The organism is Bacillus licheniformis DSM 13 = ATCC 14580, assembly GCF_000011645.1.
GTDB classification, from domain to species: domain Bacteria; phylum Bacillota; class Bacilli; order Bacillales; family Bacillaceae; genus Bacillus; species Bacillus licheniformis.
Window position 1 is genome coordinate 2,238,244 of the sequence record NC_006270.3, and the last position, 15,932, is coordinate 2,254,175.

Below are 15,932 nucleotides of genomic sequence, written 5' to 3' on the forward strand. Positions count from 1 at the left end.
GCGCAAGGGTTTCTTTTATTTCTCTTTTTTTAAGATCTCAATCGCTTTATCCAACTGCGTATCATTGTCGGAAAGCTTATCCTGCAGCTTGCTTGTCAGGCTGATTGTCGTCTCGCCCGTTAGGATGCCTGTCGTTTTCAGCTTTTGGTCTTTTTGAAAAGCCTTAACGGCAGCTTCCGTCTGTGCGTCGAAAGCTCCAGTCGCATTCAGCTTATAGCCGAGCGCTTGAAGCATTTGCTGGGCGGCTTTCACTTCGTCTCCGGTGCTGCCTGCCTTATACTCTTTTTTGGAATCCAGGTACGGCAGTTTGGCATAGCTTGGGAGCTCCGCTTTATATTGAGGTTTGATTCCTTTTTCGTGAATCCAGTCCCCATTCGGCGTCAGCCACTTGGCAATCGTCAGCTTGACGGTCGATCCGTCGGAGAAGCTCTCCGCATTTTGAACCGTCCCTTTCCCAAACGTATTTTCACCGACGATCGGGATGCCTGAAGACTGGTGAAGTGCTGCGGCCATGATCTCAGCGGCGCTTGCCGTTCCTCCGTTGACGAGAACAACGGTCGGCTTGTTCACTTTTCGCTCCTTCTCAGCTTTGTACACTTCTTTTTTTCCGTTTTTGGATTCAACCTGCATGATGGTTTTGCCTTTATCGACAAACATGTTGCTCATCATAATCGCTTGGTCCATCAGCCCGCCTGGATTTCCTCTGAGATCCAGCACGAATCGTTCCGCACCTTTTTCAGACAAGTCATCAATGGCTTTTGTCAGTTCTTTTGCGGTATTTTCAGAGAAAGACGTAATTTGGATTTCACCGATATTGCCGTCGATCATTTTGGAATAAACCGTTTCGATCGGAATCGTATCGCGCTTAATCGTAACATCGATTTGGCCGACGCCTTCCCTGTTGAGAACAAGTTTGACATTCGTGCCTTTTTTGCCGCGGATCATCGCTGTCGCTTCGTTGACGGTCTTGCCTTTTACGCTTTTGCCGTCCACTTTCTGAATTTCATCATGCGGCTTTAAGCCGGCTTTTTCTGCGGGAGATCCTTTAATAGGCGCGACGATTAGAATTTGTCCATTTTTTTCTTCTACTTGGGCGCCGATTCCTTCAAAAGAAGATGTAATGCTTTCTTCAAAGCTTTTAGCTTCTTTCTTATCCATGTATGTAGAATATGGATCATCCAAAGCTCCAAGCATCCCTTTAATCGCGCCGTCAGTCAGCTTTTCATCGTCTGCATTTTGATAATAGTCGCTCTTGATTTTGTCGTACGCCGCCATCAGCTTTTCGAATTTCTCGGAATCTGAAGCGGAATATACTGAACCGCCGCTGCCTTTGCCCACCAGATAAAGCGTCAGTGCGGAGGCGGCGACGGCCGTAATCAATACAGCCAAAAAGAGTTTCAACTGCTGTTTCAAACGAACACCACCTTTTCTTCTTACCATATTATCATGGACGAATCTTTATTCGTCAACTCGAATCACTTAAATACCGATTTTTCCGGGATGCTGGCATTCGATCGTTTTCAACCATTATTCCGCTTTTGCATATGCATACAAAAAAGGAGGGATCTCAATTTGAGCGATTATTTAGACATGCTCGCCAGCTTCGGCGTCTCATCCGCTCATCCCGGCGGGATGTCCCTGTCAAAGGCAGTGCTCGCCAAAGCCGGCATCGACCCTGAGCAGCCGATTCTTGATGCAGGCTGCGGAACCGGCCAGACCGCCGCTTATTTGGGTCAGCTTCTGTTTCCTGTCACTGCCCTTGATGCCGACCCGGTCATGATCGATAAAGCCCGACAGCGTTTTAAAAAAGAACAGCTTTCCATTCCGGCTGTCCGCTCTCCACTTGAGGAAATGCCGTTTCAGTCTGAAAGCTTTGCCTGTGTATTAACTGAATCTGTGCTGAGCTTCACAAATATCCGGTCTGCTTTACAGGAAATCCGGCGGATTTTAAAACCCGGAGGGATGCTGGTCGCGATCGAAGTCTGCCTTAAGGAAGGAAACGCACTGACAGACGAAGCAAAAAAAGAAATCACGGAATTTTACGGATTCACCGCATTATATGACGAGGATGAGTGGGTCAATGTCCTTCGAGAAGAAGGATTTTCAAAGATTGACATCATTCCTGTCGTATTGGAAGATGCAGGAGACCCGGATGACGCCGTTGAAATGGATCTGTCGCCTGCAATTTCCGACAAAGACTATGAAACGATGGAAAAACACCTGCATTACCTGGAAAAATACCGGGACTCTCTCGATCATATTATTTTTATATCACATCTATAAATCATCATTTGTCCTCCTTCTTTCGTCCAACCTTTTCTATTAAATCCGTCATAAGCTGACTAGGAATAGATTAGATGATGGAAGGAGCATTCAAGTGGACCGATATTATAGGTTTTGCCACCAAAATATTGGCAGAGTTGCGAGAATCACCGACAAAGGAGGCCGCGTCCATGTCGGAAGAATCGTCCGTGTTTCACCAAGCAAAGTATATATTGCCCCGATGATCAGACGGGGAGGCCGCGGGTTCGCCTACGGATATTACGGCGGCTGGTGGGGTTGGGGCCCTGTATACGGACTTGGCCTCGGTCTAATTGCCGGTGTGGCTCTTGCAGGCTTGTTTTTTTGGTAATATGAAAAGGCCGATTGATATCGGCCCTTTCATTTTTATATCTTTTTCACCTGTTTAAAATACTCTTCAAGCGTCAAGTCGTGTTCTTGGATGGCTTTAGCCGCTTTTTTTCCTACATAGCGCAGGTGCCAAGGTTCATACTTATATTTCGTGATGTCTTCTTTATTTTTCGGATAGCGGATGATATAGCCGTATTTGTAGGCGTTCTTCTCGACCCATTGTCCGTCTTTCGTATTGCCGAATTCCTCTGATAAGGCGAAGCCGTTGCTTTTGCTGGAAATATCCATCGCAAGTCCTGTCTGATGCTCGCTTTGGCCCGGATATGCCACAGCTTCTTTCGCCTTTTCTTCTCCCTTTTGGCTGACTTCGTTGTTATAGATCGCTTTTTGTCTGTCATAGGATCTGTAGCCGGACACTGCAACGAGTTCATAGCCTTCTTTCTTAGCGGCGCTGAACATCTCTTCAAGCGCTTTGGCGGCTTCTTTTCTGATATAACGCTTGTCGATATCCTCGGTAAAAGAAAACGCGACATCAGGCACTGTCAGGTCGCTCGGTGCATAGTTGCCGGGAAGCGCGTATTCTTTATTTACAAGCGCCATTATGTTTTCCGGATTTTGAATCGTCGGCAGCCCGTCTACATCTTTTATTTGATTAAAGTACTTGCTCTCGAGTATGAAGTCCTGATCTTCCAGGCTGCTGTCTGACTTTTGGTCTTTTGCATCCTTGCTTGCATTTGCAGTATTCTGTGTTTTAGCCGTGTCATTTTGCTTCTGTTCGGTCATGGTACATCCTGTGCCAAGCAGGACCGCTGCACTCAGCAATGAAGCAATCGTCACGTATTTGTACTTTCCGTTCATTCGAATCCATCCTTTTTCAGTGCATGTATGCTTTTACAAAGCAGTATCCAGAGCCAGCAGAATCATATCATTAAAGGTCGTCTGTCTTTCTTCTGCCGTTGTTTCCTCGCCGGTAATGACGTGATCGCTGACCGTTAAAATGGAGAGGGCTTTTCGGCCGAATTTCGCAGCCAATGTATAAAGCGCCGTCGTTTCCATCTCGACCGCAAGCACTCCGTGTTTGGCAAGCTTCTCAATTTGGCTGTCGTCGTTATAGAATTGATCCGCCGTAAACACATTCCCTGCCGTAACCGGGATGTTCCGCTCACTTGCAGCGTCATAAGCAGCTTTTAGCAGGCCGAAGTCCGCGCAGGGCGCAAAGTCGATCGAGCCGAATGCCACTCTGTTGATTTGTGAATCAGTTGATGAAGTCATCGCAAGAATGACATCTCTTACATTGACGTCTTTTCTGATCGCACCGCACGATCCGACGCGGATCAGGTTTTTCACATCATAGCTTCTGATCAGTTCATTGACATAAATTGAAATAGACGGCACACCCATGCCCGTCCCCTGAACGGAAACGCGCTTTCCTTTATAAGTGCCGGTAAACCCGTACATTCCCCGTACTTCGTTATAACATTCAACGTTTTCCAAATATGTATCAGCGATATATTTTGCGCGCAGCGGGTCTCCTGGAAGCAGCACCGTTTCTGCAATTTGTCCTTTTTCTGCGCCAATATGTACGCTCATGATTATTCCTCCTGCCTTTTTAAAGCTGATTGGTGATGATGATTGCAACATCCACTCGCATATGTATTATAAACCAACATCGCGGAAAAAGAAAATAAAGCCCTGCTCCGATTCGGCATCATTCTTTTTCTTGTCATGTTTAAAAAAGGACAGGCATACCTTTAAAAAAGAATCATTACGATTAGCTATTTCAGGATGGAGGAAAAGCGATGTTTCGTTCACTTAACAGTTATTTAATCGACTTTACCGGGCTTGTTGTCATCAGTGTTCTGATATGCCTTGTGTCAGCCGGCGGGTCGCTCGCCTCAGGCCTCCCCTTCCAGATTCCGGCTTCCGTTCTGCAGCTGAATACGATTTTCATCAGCATTTTAATCGAAGCCCTTCCCTTTGTGTTAATCGGAGTATTAATCGCCGGTTTCATCCAGATCTTTGTGACTGAAGAGCATATTCGCTCCCTTTTTCCGAAAAACAGGTTTTCAGGAGTGATTGTCAGCTGTTTACTCGGCGCTTGTTTTCCGGCTTGCGAATGCGGGATTGTCCCGATCGTGAGAAGACTCGTGTCAAAAGGCGTTCCCATCTATGCAGGCGTCGGCTTTCTGTTGACAGGTCCGCTGATCAATCCGATTGTCGTCTTATCCACTTATATGGCTTTTGGCAATGACTTGCGAATGGCCGTTTTAAGGGTTGCCGTCGGTTTTGCCGCAGCGGTCATCATCGCTTTTGCGATCAGCATGATGTTCCGCTCGAGCCAGCTGAAAACGGAAAGCCGGCAGACAGCTGCACACTGCGCCCATTCCGGCAGACGATCCCCTTTTTCGGAAAAGCTCTTTGATATGCTGAAACATGCTGTTGACGAATTCTTTGATATGGGGAGGTTTCTGATTATCGGCGCTTTAGTTGCAGCGCTTGTGCAAACATACCTCCCGTTAAAATCGCTGTTTGTGTTCGGAGGGGGCATGCTTGACTCGGCATTGGTCATGATGGGGCTGGCTTACTTTTTATCGCTGTGCTCTGAAGCGGATGCATTTATCGGCGCTTCCTTCACCAATTTGTTTCCTTCCTCATCCATCCTTGCTTTTCTCGTTTACGGGCCGATGCTCGACTTAAAAAATACGGTCATGATGCTGCATGCGTTTAAGCCGAAGTTCGTCATTTGTTTGTCTGTCCTGATCACCGTTGTTGTCTTTGTTTGTATCAAAGTTGTCAGTTTGCTGTAGAAAGGAGGTTTTACCAATGGTTTTTCAGCTTCGGCAATTTTTGCGCGCACTTGTGCTGGCTGCCTTTTCCGTCTTTATTTTCAAGCTCCATTACACAGGGGAAATTGATAAGCTGATTAATCCTAAATACGATTACACCAGCCTCATCGCCGCAGGTGTGTTCGCGTTTCTGTTCATCATTCAGCTGACCAGGATCTGGACGGTGAAGGATGACCGCGCTGGGGATTGCGGCTGCGGGCATGATCATGGCGAGTCAAAGCCCTTTTTCATCAGGCTGATGCATTATGCCGTCATCGCTCTTCCCCTCATCACCGGATTCACCCTTTCCCCGGCTGTACTGAATTCGTCTGTCGCCGCCAATAAAGGGACGATGCTCACCAAAACGGAGATCGCCCCTCAAACTGAAGGCGAAAAGGAACATGTCATGACACCGGAGATTCAGCAAGGACTCGCCGATTCAGCGATGACGAAGTCGGCGTATGACAGGAAGATGGATCAGTTTAAACAGGAAAAGCGGATTGTCATGAATGACGACATGTTTGCAGACTATTATGATGAAGTGACAAGCAATCTTGATCACTATATTGGAAAGGAGATCACGGTCAAAGGCTTCGTCCATAAGGAAGCGGGGCTGAGCGCACGCCAGCTCGTGCTGTCCCGATTTATGATCACGCACTGCATCGCAGACGCCAGCCTGATCGGATTTCTCGCCGAATGGAACGGTGCTGAGCAATTGCAGCCTGACACATGGATTGAATTGGAAGGAACGCTTGGCAAAGCGTCTTATAACGGCTCTGTCATCCCGATCATCCGCACGAAGCGATGGAAGGAGATCAGCGAGCCGGAGCAGCCGTATGTCTATCCGGCCGCGATTAGTATGACAGATTAAAGACAGCTTTCTCCTGGATAAATAACGGGGCGTTTAGTCATCCTATTTTTTAGGAAGGAGGTCATAAATGATGGGCAAAAAACAGCGAAACAGAGTCACCGGATTGAAAAAAAACAACCACATCCCGACAAAGGACGTCATCGCGGCAGAGGATGCGCATGAAAAGGAATACAGCGCCAGAAAAAGAAAAAATACAACATAAAAAAACTGCGGACAGCGCTTCCGCAGTTTTTCACTTCTTACGAAGACTGCAGCAAAATGCGGTTGATTTTGCTCCACCCCGTAGACAGCAGTTTATAATAGGTTTTTCCCTTTCTTCCTTCATCGATTAAAACGATGTCGCCAGTTGCAAGAAATCTCGCCTTATAATCATTCGGCACCGTGTCATAAACATTGAAAGTGGAAAACGTCCGTTCCAGCACATCTTCATGGGTTCTGCCGTTTATTTCCGTTCTGTAAACCATCTCGTATCCCTTATCTTCACCAAAGCAAGGCGTTTGAAAAATCGTCACATCATAAGGTATCAGCTTTTTTTTAAACAGTTGAAACATTAACGGCAATACAGATCCCTCCTTTTTTTATAAAATTGGCGCTTCGGGGCTCAATCCCTTTGACTACTTTTGTCGAACAAGCGGGTACTTTTCGCCAATTTTTTTGAAGATGAAAAACAGCGCGAGACCGAGCGAAAAACCTGAGATAACATCAGTCATGTAATGAACGCCGAGATACATGCGGCTGATTCCGATGAGTCCGACGAGAAGGCCCGTCCACACGTAAACCGCGCGACTGTGTTTTTGAAAAAAAGGAATGCAGAGCAAAAGGAGAAATGCGATAAACGGATACATGCTCGCCGCATTCATCGAATGGCCGCTCGGAAAGCTGTATGACGGTTCGTGCACGAGCGGGTTTATCGCGGGCCGCTCTCTGGCAATCCAGCCTTTTAAGGCTTCATTGGCCGTTCTTTCAACAAAAAACAGCAAATAAAGATACAGTGATGCCGCTGCTTTTTTATAGACGGCGAGAACCAGGGTTAAAGCAAGCATCAGCGGCAGCATGAAGCCGCTTGACCCCAGCTCTGTCAGCGCTTTAAAAACCGCTGTGAGAACCGGATGTCTGACAGACTCGAGAGCCTGTATCACGCTCACATCAAATGATTGAACCGCCGGGATGCGGATAAGAATGGCCATGATGACAAAGACAGCTGCTGAAAATAGTGCTTTATACATTAGAAAAGTCAGTGCCTCCTTGACATTGTTTTTAAACATTTTACACCCGGCTCCCCTGCCGGGCAAATAATATAGGAAAAACCGGAGCAGGTCCGCCCCGGTCTCCATTTTCAATCCTCTATATGCTCATCTATCATACATTTTGCAATCAGATAATCAAAGGTGATATCGGCAATTTCGAACAGTTCGTCCTCGTTCGGTATGTAGCCTCTTCTTGTCAGCTCTAGATAAAAAAAATCAGCGATTTCTTCTGTATCTATCATCAGTTCAATTTCTTTCATTGTGATCGCCTCCTTATTCTGATGTATGAGCTGGCATTCGGTTTTATAACCGGTTTGTCATAATGTTTGTCCTCTTTCATATACATGTCGTAACAAGACAAAAGCCGGAAGGGGAAAAGAAAATGATCCAAAAAACGCTTGAAGCACTTGACGGAGAAGGGTTTGACCTGGTATTGGGGAAGGTCTTGAAAGCCATGTTCGCTCTTATTGTGTTCGGCTGTTTTCCTTATTTCTTATATTTGTTGTTTATCATTTGAAATATTCTTTCAGGCTGCTTAACACAAACTCCATCATATCTTTATATTCCGCATCCTGAAACATTTCATACAATACTTTATAGTCATTGTAGATATCAAGCAGTTCATCCACGACAGTAACTGCCATATTGCGCTCATGATCCTGCTCCTCGGAATCACCAGAAAATGGCAAAAACACTTTTTCAGATATCGGTTCATCAAGCTCTTGTCCGGCTTCGCCGACATAATGAACAAACAGAAGCTGATGGACGAACTGGTCCATTTCGTAGGTTCTAAGCACGAGCGTTAAATCTTCTTCTTCAGTTTCAAGCCATTCTCCGTCTTTCAAACGGGTCAGCTCGTAAATGATATCTTCCCAGCCATCCTCCACATATCTCCAAATTTCCGTTCTGTGCCCGGTGATTTTAAACAATTCTTTGCCGTAATCTTTTACATAGACGACATCTCCGATTAAAAATTCATATTCGATGTCAAGCTTTTCCGTATCGACAATGACCCCGTCATAATCTTTGTAAAGTTGAAGAGAAGTCTCGAAATAAAGCACTTCATTATGATTGACTTCATACAAAAAATGCTTATCGATTTTATGAACTTTTGTAATCGTTCCGACCGTCCCGTACATCACGACGACGACCACATCCCCGACTTTGAATTTAGGCGCGTTTGACTTCATTTGGATTCCCCCTTGCCTTGAAGCTTCCGTGTTACGCTTATCGTATGCTGAGTGCTGTCAATTCGCATGGGCTAAGGCTACAAGGCCCGATGAGTTTTCCGAAAAGCCCAGTCGGCTCGAACGAACGCAAAAAAACCGCAGTTCTGAACAACTGCGGTTTTTTTATCGCTTTGTTTCCGAAATATATCGTTCCCAAGCCTCATCAAATGTCGTCATTGACGATAAATAATCCCCATTAAGCTCAAGGTAAGAGCTGATTTCATCGTAATGAGTTGATGCCTTGGGAAATCCGTGATCAAGGTAAGCATGGTTCGCGAATTCGCTGATCGCGTCCTTCGGTTTCGGATGGCGGTATTTCATTAAATAATGGTAAAAAGACTTCACGGTCTCCCCTCCTGTCCTCTTTTGATGTTCTATTATACAGGCCGTCTGAAAAAATACAAACAAAAAACCCGTTGAAACACGCAAAAAAACCGGCAAAAGCCGGCTTCATGAGGAAAAGTCAAAGTAATTCCGCTTCAGTATGCGCTCTGTTTTCATCAGCGCATCATATGAAACGGACGATGGCAGTTTTTTTGTATCAATCAAGAGCAGCTGATTTTCAATTTCCCAGGTGACACTGTCCTCCTGATAGACCATCCCGCACCCTTCGCATTCCACCGCAGGTGTGTCGGTGATTTCAATCGCTTTCGTCCCGTCGGGAAGCTCCCAATATACCGCCGTGCGGGCTGCCGCGGCTTTTTCTTCATTGCACCATTCACACTTCTTCATTGCGCATGCCCCTCAGCTTCGCCTTCTTTCTTTTGCTGGGCAAGGAATTTCTTTTCTTTCAATTCATCGCGCTTTGCCCGGCGGCTTTTCAATGTTTCATGATCAGGCCTCTTGGAATAGCTTTCTCTTCTCTCGAGCCGTTTTAAGCCGTCCGGTGTGTATGAAAGAGCTTGATCCGCATAGATTGCCGATATGCCGATCTCCTCTTTTTCCTTCATCACATCAGGGAAGATTTCGGCAAAATAGTCGTCCGCTCTCCCCGGAACATAGTTTTCAGGCTCAGGATACGACGTAATGACGCCTTCAAAATTGCGGAGCACGACTTTATCGGGGCTTTGCGAAATCAAGTAATTCGGCTGGATGGCGATTTTCCCGCCTCCGCCCGGCGCGTCAACGACAAAGGTCGGCACTGCATAGCCGCTCGTGTGGCCGCGCAAGCCTTCAATGATTTCAAGCCCCTTTGATACAGGCGCTCGGAAATGGCCGATTCCTTCAGACAAGTCGCATTGATAAATATAATACGGACGGACTCTGATTTTCACCAAATCATGCATCAGCTTTTTCATAATGGAAACGCTGTCATTAATGCCTGCCAAAATAACGGCTTGATTGCCGACCGGCACCCCGGCATTGACCAGCTTCTCACAGGCTTCCTTCGCTTCCTTCGTGATTTCAATGCTCGTGTTGAAATGCGTATTCAGCCAGACGGGATGATACTTTTTCAAAATGCTGCATAGCTTGTCGGTAATCCGCTGCGGGAAGACGACTGGGGCCCTTGTGCCGATCCGAATGATTTCCACGTGCGGAATGGCGCGGAGGTTTTTCAAAATATATTCAAGGATCTGGTCGTTAATGAGGAGGCCGTCCCCGCCTGATATCAGCACATCCCTGACATCAGGCGTATCCCGAATATAGCCGATCGCCTGATCGAGCTGCTTTTTCGGCACGCCCATGCCGATTTGCCCGGAAAAACGCCGCCTTGTACAGTATCTGCAATACATCGAGCATTGATTAGTGACGAGAAACAAAACCCGGTCCGGATAGCGGTGGGTTAAGCCGGGGACAGGCGAATCTTCATCCTCATGAAGGGGATCTTCAAGGTCGTATTTTGTTTTGTGCATTTCTTCTGCGAGCGGCACCGACTGCATTCTGATCGGACAGCGCGGATCATCCGGATTCATCAGTGAGGCGTAATACGGCGTGATATTTAAAGGGATCGTCTTTGTGGAGATTCGCACCCCTTCTTCTTCCTCTTTCGTAAGATTGACGACTTTTTTCAAATCTTCAAGCGTTCTGACGGTGTTGGTCAGCTGCCATATCCAGTCGTTCCATTTTTCCTCGGGAACATCTTTCCAAAGCTCAATATCCTTCCAGTGCCTTTTCGGCTTAAACAGACCGTTTTCCATCTTCCATCCCCCTATCAGCATTTTCCCTATACTTTTCAGGTTATGTGACCGGCATGAAAAGTGTCTCTTCAAATGTAAAACCCGCGGAAGACCACTTTTTAAGACCGGCTTAAATTTTTGCACCAGATGTTCATATTCTCAATGCTTCTATAAATGAGGCAGTTGTTCAAAAGCCGGCCCCTGTATGAGTATGATAAATGATAAAGACTGGCGTTCATTCCGAAAGAAGCCGCTCTTGCGATTGAAAAAACGCAAAAGATGCCCGATTGCTTCAAGTCGGTTTCAAGCTCGGCAATCAACCGCCTCGTCAATGAAAAGCCCCTGTATTCCGGCAGGACGGCGCAGTCGGTTATTTCCGCATTCCCCAAAGCGGGATTAACGTCTGCGCCTGCTGATGCAATGACTTTTTCGCCGTCAAAAGCGAGGTAGTAAACAGCCCCCTTTCCCATCGCTTCCTTGAGATATGCCGAATCTGAAACAGGTGCGGGATATACAGGAAAGACGCTGTTGTAGAGGTCGGCGAGAACAGGCGCATCAACAGAGACGGCCCGCCTGATTTTAAAGGAAGCGTTTTGGATCTCGGCGATGCGGGGTGTGCTGAACAGCTCTGCCAGCATTTGATCCTGCATAAGCCAGTCAGCGGTTTTTCGCCTGTCTTCTTTTACATATTTTACGAACACGTCAGCATCATGCCCGTTAAAGTATCCGTCGATTTTCCCTTCCGGTTCAAACGTCCGCTCAAGCAATGCGTCTCTGTCAGTCGTTTTGGTGAAAATGATAATTTTCCCTATATCATGTTTTTTTGCTTCTTTCAGTATGTCGGGAAAAAATGAACACACATTGCCTTCATAATTGACAATTCTGATCCTTTTGCTGAACAAGTCGACATCCGCTTCAAGCGTGCAGCTGTCATTGCTCCATTTTTTCACCATGATTTAACCTCCGAAACGGCTGATCTTTTCACCTTTCATAATCACACCAATTCATAATAAACAGGCTGATGATCTTGGCTGACTGGATCAGGGCGTCTTTTTCAATGTATTCGTTTGCCTGGTGGGCCATTTTCGTTTCTCCCGGCCCGAAGACGATGACAGGGGTGCCTCCGGCGTGCGACAATATTCCGCCGTCTGTCGCCCACGGGGAAGCTTCGATGAGCGGAGCCTCTGCCGTGATGGTTTGATAGGCGGATTTCAGCACTTTCGTCAGTTCATGGTCTTCAGCCAAATCGTTAGGAAGCCACATGGCGCCGAACCATTCTATATCAACAGGATAGTGCTTAAACCATTCATCATGGTACTGAAGATCGTTGAGCCAGTTTTCAAGCTCGGACTGGACGGCTTCAGGGGATTCGTTCGGAGCGATTCCGCACCTTCCTTCCAGTGTCACCGTGTCGGCAACCGACGAAGGCCAGGCGCCTCCGTTGATCGTGCCGATGTTGATCGGGACCGGAATCGGGATATTGTCATACAAAGAATCTGTTATTCTCTTATTCCTGACCTGTTCAAGCTGGCGGAGCGATTGAATGACAAGCATGCTTTTTTCGATGGCGCTGACGCCTTCATATCTTGTGCCGCCGTGCGCAGAAAGCCCTTTGACCGTGATTCTGAACCACATTGAGCCCTGCTGTTTAATAAACATTTTCATATTTGTCGGCTCGGGAATCAAAGCGCCGTCCGCTTTGTAGCCCCTCATTACGGCCGCAAGCGTCCCGGCTCCGCCACACTCCTCGTCTACGACACTTTGAAAAATAAGGTCTCCTTTTAGTTGAACCCCGCATTGCTCCAGCGCTTCCATCGCGATTAAAAGAGCGGTATTGCCGCCTTTCATGTCAGTTGTGCCTCGGCCGTATATCCGCCCCTGCTTCACAACCGGCTGAAAAGGCTCCGTCTCCCAGTCTTTTCTGTTTCCTTCAGGCACGACATCGATGTGTCCGTTTAAGATCAGCGATTTCCCGCCGCCCTTTCCTTTTTTAACAGCCGCAATATTCGGGCTTTCTTTAAAGCTTGTTCTGTCTGATTTAAACAGCGGATGCTGTTCCAACTGCTTTATGCTTGGCTCCCAGACATCGATTTCAGCTTCGAATTGCCTCAATTTCTCCAGGACGACGGCCTGGGCGTTAAATTCTCGGCCCATCGTGCTTTTTTCTCCGACGAGTTTTTTCAAAAGGCGAATCGCTTTTTGCTCATGCGAATCGATCCAATCGCACACTTTTCTCTCTATGTTCTCCATCCAATTCCTCCTCTTACGAAAGCGGCCCGTCGATCCGGATCTTTCCCTCCGTCAGCCGCAGCACATCATCAAGATCCTCTTCATTCATCAGCTCTTGTAATACAAAACCGCCGCTGTCAATGGTGATCACGGCTTTTTCTGTAATTACCATGTCGACGCAGCCTTTTGCTGTCAGCGGCAGAGTACAGTCAGCGACAAGTTTGGGTGCACCGTTTTTATCGGTATGGCTCATCACGACAATGACTTTTTTCGCCTTTTGGGCAAGCTCCATCGCCCCTCCCATTCCAGGAACCTTTTTGCCTGGGACGATCCAGTTGGCCAGATCTCCTGACTGGCTGACCTGCAGAGAACCAAGAATGGTGACATCAATCGCACCCTTTCTGATCATGCCGAACGACAGAGCTGAATCAAAATAAGAAGCGCCTTTTACTACGGTGACAGGCCAGCCTGCCGCATTGCAAAGATTCTCATCTTCCTTTCCTTTTTCAGGCGATCCGCCGATGCCGAGAAGCCCGTTTTCAGATTGGATCATTACGGAAGTGCCCGGGTCTAAAAAGTTGGGAACTAAAGACGGAATGCCAATGCCCAGATTGACAATCATTCCGCTTTTGATTTCGCGGGCCGCCCGTTTCGCGATTCTCTCCCGCTCTATGACTCCCAAACCCATTTCCAGTTCACCCCTTCCGTTTCAGCTACACCTTCGACAAAAACACCGGGTGTTACAATTTCTTCTTCATCGAGCTCTCCAATGGGAACGATCCGCTCGACCTCGGCAAATGTCCGATCAGCAGCCATCGCCATAAGCGGGTTCATGTTGCGAGCCGTTTTGTCGTAGATGATATTGCCGAATTCATCGGCGGTTTTTCCATAAATGAAAGCGTATTCCGCACTCAAGGCTTCCTCGGCAAGGTATGCGCGTCCGTTTAATGAAACGATATTCTTTCCTTGGCGCACCATGTCATTATCGATCCCGATATCGGTCAAAATGCCGCCAAGACCTGTGCCGCCCGCACGAATTCGTTCGGCCAGCGTACCTTGCGGAGAAAATTCAACGGCGAGAAAACCGTCGGTCATTTGTTTTCCCGCAACGGGATTTGAACCGATATGAGAAGCGATCAGCCGCCTTACGCGGTTATTGACGATTAATGGGCCGATCCCGATGCCGGGAAATCCTGCATCATTGCATATGACCGTTAAATTTTTTACGCCTTTTTTCAAAATCGCCCGGATGAAAGAAGGCGGTGAACCGACTCCCCCAAATCCGCCAAACATGACGGTCGCTTCGTCTTTCAAATCGGCAATGGCATCTTCAACAGCAATACGTTTGTTCGGCATCGTCATCTTTCGCGCATCACCTTTTCCGCTTGTTTTTCAATCTCATATACGGCATGTTTAAATATTTCAATGAGCTCTTCCATTTCTTTGTCCGATATCGTAAGAGGCGGCGCAATGATGACCGCATCTCCCCCGCCGCCGTCAATACCCGCCTGGGACGGATAAAGAAGCAGTCCTCTTTTTTTCGCTTCGGAAATGACGAGAGCCGACACCGGCATTGAAGAAGGAAATGTCTTTTTGCTTTTTTGATCGGCGACAAATTCAATCCCGAGAAGAAGTCCCTTGCCCCTAACGTCGCCAATAATGCTCGACTGTTTCATAACTTCTTTCAGCATTCTTTTCAGCTTTTCCCCTTTTATCTCGGCTTGTTTGACAAGATCGTGCTTCAGGATGTAGCGGAGAACGGCGAGCGCAGCACGGGCTGAAAAGGGGTTTGCGCTGTACGTATGCCCGCTCATGATGGCCCCTGAGCCGTTTTTGACCGTTTCCATCATGCCGTCGGACATGACCGCTGCGGCAATCGGTGAATAGCCTGCGCTCAGCCCCTTGCCGAGTACGGCAATATCCGGAGTCACACCCCAATGTTCAATCGCCAGCATCCGGCCGGTTCGGCCGATCCCGCTCATGACTTCATCCGCGATAAAGAGAATTTCATTATCTTCGCATATTTCTTTTACTTTTTTATAATAGCCAGCAGGTGCCGTAATAGCTGCTCCAGCAGCCCCAATAACGGGTTCGGCAACGAAGCCCGCGATGAATTGCTTTCCGATCCTTTTAACGGCGAGCTCGATTTCTTTCACGCACGCTTCCTGGCATTCAGGATGAGAAAGCCGGCATCTGTAGCAGTTTGGCGCTGAAGCGGCGGGATACTTGTGCAGCATGTGCGTAAACCTGTAGCGGCGCTCATAAAATCCCGACAGCGACAGGGCTCCATTTGTAATTCCGTGATAGCTGTTCCATCTTGAAAGGAAAATCGTTTTGTCGTTTTGTCCTTTTTCCTGCCAGTATTGAACGGCGATTTTCATGGCGGTTTCAACTGCTTCCGATCCGCTGTTGACAAAGAAAGACCAATTCAGATCACCCGGCAGCCATTCAGCCAGGAGTTCGGCAAGCTGTTCGGCCGGCTCACTTGTAAACTGCGAACGGTAGACGAATGAAACAGCATCAAGCTGCTCTTTGAGAGGCTCAATCACTTCTTGGACACCGTGCCCGAGATTGCAGGTAACAGCCCCCGAACAACCGTCAAGGTAACGCTTTCCGGAATGGTCGACAATCCAGCTTCCTTTTGCATACTGAACGACCGGATAGCTTGCGTGCAGATCCGGCTTAATCAAAAACGACATGAAAACATCCCCCCTTCCCCAATGAGAGGTTTTTCTTTACATTATATGAGTCGGGAAAAGGCGGCATTCTCTTTTCACGCGGAA

21 protein-coding genes are annotated in these 15,932 nt (G+C 47.5%); 6 read left to right on the top strand and 15 right to left on the bottom strand.

The window, feature by feature from the left end; translation table 11 throughout:
* Window positions 1–15: 15 nt before the first annotated feature.
* Window positions 16–1,413, bottom strand: coding sequence for a S41 family peptidase (locus TRNA_RS32825; RefSeq protein WP_011198053.1), 1,398 nt, complete (start codon window positions 1,411–1,413; stop codon window positions 16–18).
* Window positions 1,414–1,572: 159 nt separating this feature from the next.
* Here TRNA_RS32825 and TRNA_RS32830 point away from each other — a divergent pair, with 159 nt between their 5' ends.
* Together TRNA_RS32830 and TRNA_RS32835 are read left to right on the top strand one after the other, a co-directional pair.
* Window positions 1,573–2,283 carry a class I SAM-dependent methyltransferase gene (locus tag TRNA_RS32830; protein WP_003182736.1) on the top strand — a complete coding sequence of 237 codons (711 nt, stop codon included), beginning with the start codon at window positions 1,573–1,575 and terminating at the stop codon, window positions 2,281–2,283.
* Between the two features lie 94 nt (window positions 2,284–2,377).
* Window positions 2,378–2,632, top strand: a complete 255-nt coding sequence (locus TRNA_RS32835; protein ID WP_003182737.1) for a hypothetical protein — start codon at window positions 2,378–2,380, stop codon at window positions 2,630–2,632.
* A gap of 35 nt (window positions 2,633–2,667) precedes the next feature.
* On the opposite strand, the gene TRNA_RS32840 is transcribed toward TRNA_RS32835, so the two are convergent.
* Together TRNA_RS32840 and deoD are read right to left on the bottom strand one after the other, a co-directional pair.
* A complete protein-coding gene (locus TRNA_RS32840; RefSeq protein WP_003182740.1) occupies window positions 2,668–3,489 on the bottom strand; it encodes a M15 family metallopeptidase in 822 nt (273 codons plus the stop codon).
* 33 nt (window positions 3,490–3,522) lie between these two features.
* Window positions 3,523–4,221 carry a purine-nucleoside phosphorylase gene (gene deoD, locus TRNA_RS32845; RefSeq protein ID WP_003182742.1) on the bottom strand — a complete coding sequence of 233 codons (699 nt, stop codon included), beginning with the start codon at window positions 4,219–4,221 and terminating at the stop codon, window positions 3,523–3,525.
* A 209-nt stretch (window positions 4,222–4,430) separates the two neighbouring features.
* Here deoD and TRNA_RS32850 point away from each other — a divergent pair, with 209 nt between their 5' ends.
* The 3 genes from TRNA_RS32850 (at window position 4,431) to TRNA_RS43615 (ending at window position 6,529) form a co-directional block, all read left to right on the top strand.
* Window positions 4,431–5,438 (top strand): permease, encoded by a 1,008-nt coding sequence (locus TRNA_RS32850; protein ID WP_011198054.1) that lies wholly within the window; start codon window positions 4,431–4,433, stop codon window positions 5,436–5,438.
* Window positions 5,439–5,454: 16 nt separating this feature from the next.
* A complete protein-coding gene (locus tag TRNA_RS32855) occupies window positions 5,455–6,327 on the top strand; it encodes a TIGR03943 family putative permease subunit (RefSeq protein WP_003182745.1) in 873 nt (290 codons plus the stop codon).
* 70 nt (window positions 6,328–6,397) lie between these two features.
* Window positions 6,398–6,529 (top strand): hypothetical protein, encoded by a 132-nt coding sequence (locus tag TRNA_RS43615; RefSeq protein WP_011198055.1) that lies wholly within the window; start codon window positions 6,398–6,400, stop codon window positions 6,527–6,529.
* Between the two features lie 37 nt (window positions 6,530–6,566).
* Here the strand turns inward: TRNA_RS43615 and TRNA_RS32860 are convergent, their stop codons facing one another.
* The 3 genes from TRNA_RS32860 to TRNA_RS43300 form a co-directional block, all read right to left on the bottom strand.
* The gene (locus TRNA_RS32860; protein ID WP_031314648.1) at window positions 6,567–6,878 is read right to left on the bottom strand and encodes a YodL domain-containing protein; all 312 of its coding nucleotides are present in this window, start codon (window positions 6,876–6,878) and stop codon (window positions 6,567–6,569) included.
* A 63-nt stretch (window positions 6,879–6,941) separates the two neighbouring features.
* A complete protein-coding gene (locus TRNA_RS32865; RefSeq protein ID WP_025804732.1) occupies window positions 6,942–7,553 on the bottom strand; it encodes a phosphatase PAP2 family protein in 612 nt (203 codons plus the stop codon).
* A gap of 110 nt (window positions 7,554–7,663) precedes the next feature.
* Window positions 7,664–7,834: a YozD family protein gene (locus TRNA_RS43300; RefSeq protein ID WP_003182754.1), complete on the bottom strand. Its 171-nt coding sequence runs from the start codon at window positions 7,832–7,834 to the stop codon at window positions 7,664–7,666.
* Between the two features lie 122 nt (window positions 7,835–7,956).
* On the opposite strand from TRNA_RS43300, the gene TRNA_RS44150 reads away from it, so the two are divergent.
* Complete coding sequence (locus TRNA_RS44150) at window positions 7,957–8,091, top strand: hypothetical protein (protein ID WP_003182756.1); 135 nt, start codon at window positions 7,957–7,959, stop codon at window positions 8,089–8,091.
* On the opposite strand, the gene TRNA_RS32875 is transcribed toward TRNA_RS44150, so the two are convergent.
* The 9 genes from TRNA_RS32875 to TRNA_RS32915 form a co-directional block, all read right to left on the bottom strand.
* A complete protein-coding gene (locus TRNA_RS32875; protein ID WP_003182758.1) occupies window positions 8,084–8,764 on the bottom strand; it encodes a hypothetical protein in 681 nt (226 codons plus the stop codon). The two genes, TRNA_RS44150 and TRNA_RS32875, sit on opposite strands and share 8 nt — an antisense overlap.
* 162 nt (window positions 8,765–8,926) lie before the next feature.
* Window positions 8,927–9,148, bottom strand: a complete 222-nt coding sequence (locus TRNA_RS32880; RefSeq protein ID WP_003182759.1) for a YozE family protein — start codon at window positions 9,146–9,148, stop codon at window positions 8,927–8,929.
* A 105-nt stretch (window positions 9,149–9,253) separates the two neighbouring features.
* Complete coding sequence (locus TRNA_RS32885; protein WP_003182761.1) at window positions 9,254–9,535, bottom strand: YokU family protein; 282 nt, start codon at window positions 9,533–9,535, stop codon at window positions 9,254–9,256.
* Entirely contained in the window at window positions 9,532–10,941 is a 1,410-nt protein-coding gene (gene ablA, locus TRNA_RS32890) for a lysine 2,3-aminomutase (RefSeq protein ID WP_003182762.1), read from the bottom strand. The genes TRNA_RS32885 and ablA overlap by 4 nt, the downstream gene beginning before the upstream one ends.
* 98 nt (window positions 10,942–11,039) lie before the next feature.
* Window positions 11,040–11,873, bottom strand: coding sequence for a putative beta-lysine N-acetyltransferase (gene ablB, locus TRNA_RS32895; RefSeq protein WP_003182763.1), 834 nt, complete (start codon window positions 11,871–11,873; stop codon window positions 11,040–11,042).
* Between the two features lie 28 nt (window positions 11,874–11,901).
* Window positions 11,902–13,170 (bottom strand): peptidase, encoded by a 1,269-nt coding sequence (locus tag TRNA_RS32900; RefSeq protein WP_003182765.1) that lies wholly within the window; start codon window positions 13,168–13,170, stop codon window positions 11,902–11,904.
* Between the two features lie 13 nt (window positions 13,171–13,183).
* On the bottom strand, window positions 13,184–13,837 hold the full coding sequence (locus TRNA_RS32905) for a 3-oxoacid CoA-transferase subunit B (RefSeq protein ID WP_003182767.1): 654 nt from the start codon (window positions 13,835–13,837) through the stop codon (window positions 13,184–13,186).
* A complete protein-coding gene (locus TRNA_RS32910; protein ID WP_003182769.1) occupies window positions 13,819–14,511 on the bottom strand; it encodes a CoA transferase subunit A in 693 nt (230 codons plus the stop codon). The genes TRNA_RS32905 and TRNA_RS32910 overlap by 19 nt, the downstream gene beginning before the upstream one ends.
* Window positions 14,508–15,848 carry an aspartate aminotransferase family protein gene (locus TRNA_RS32915; RefSeq protein ID WP_003182770.1) on the bottom strand — a complete coding sequence of 447 codons (1,341 nt, stop codon included), beginning with the start codon at window positions 15,846–15,848 and terminating at the stop codon, window positions 14,508–14,510. Before TRNA_RS32915 ends, TRNA_RS32910 begins: the two co-directional genes overlap by 4 nt.
* Window positions 15,849–15,932: the final 84 nt, after the last annotated feature.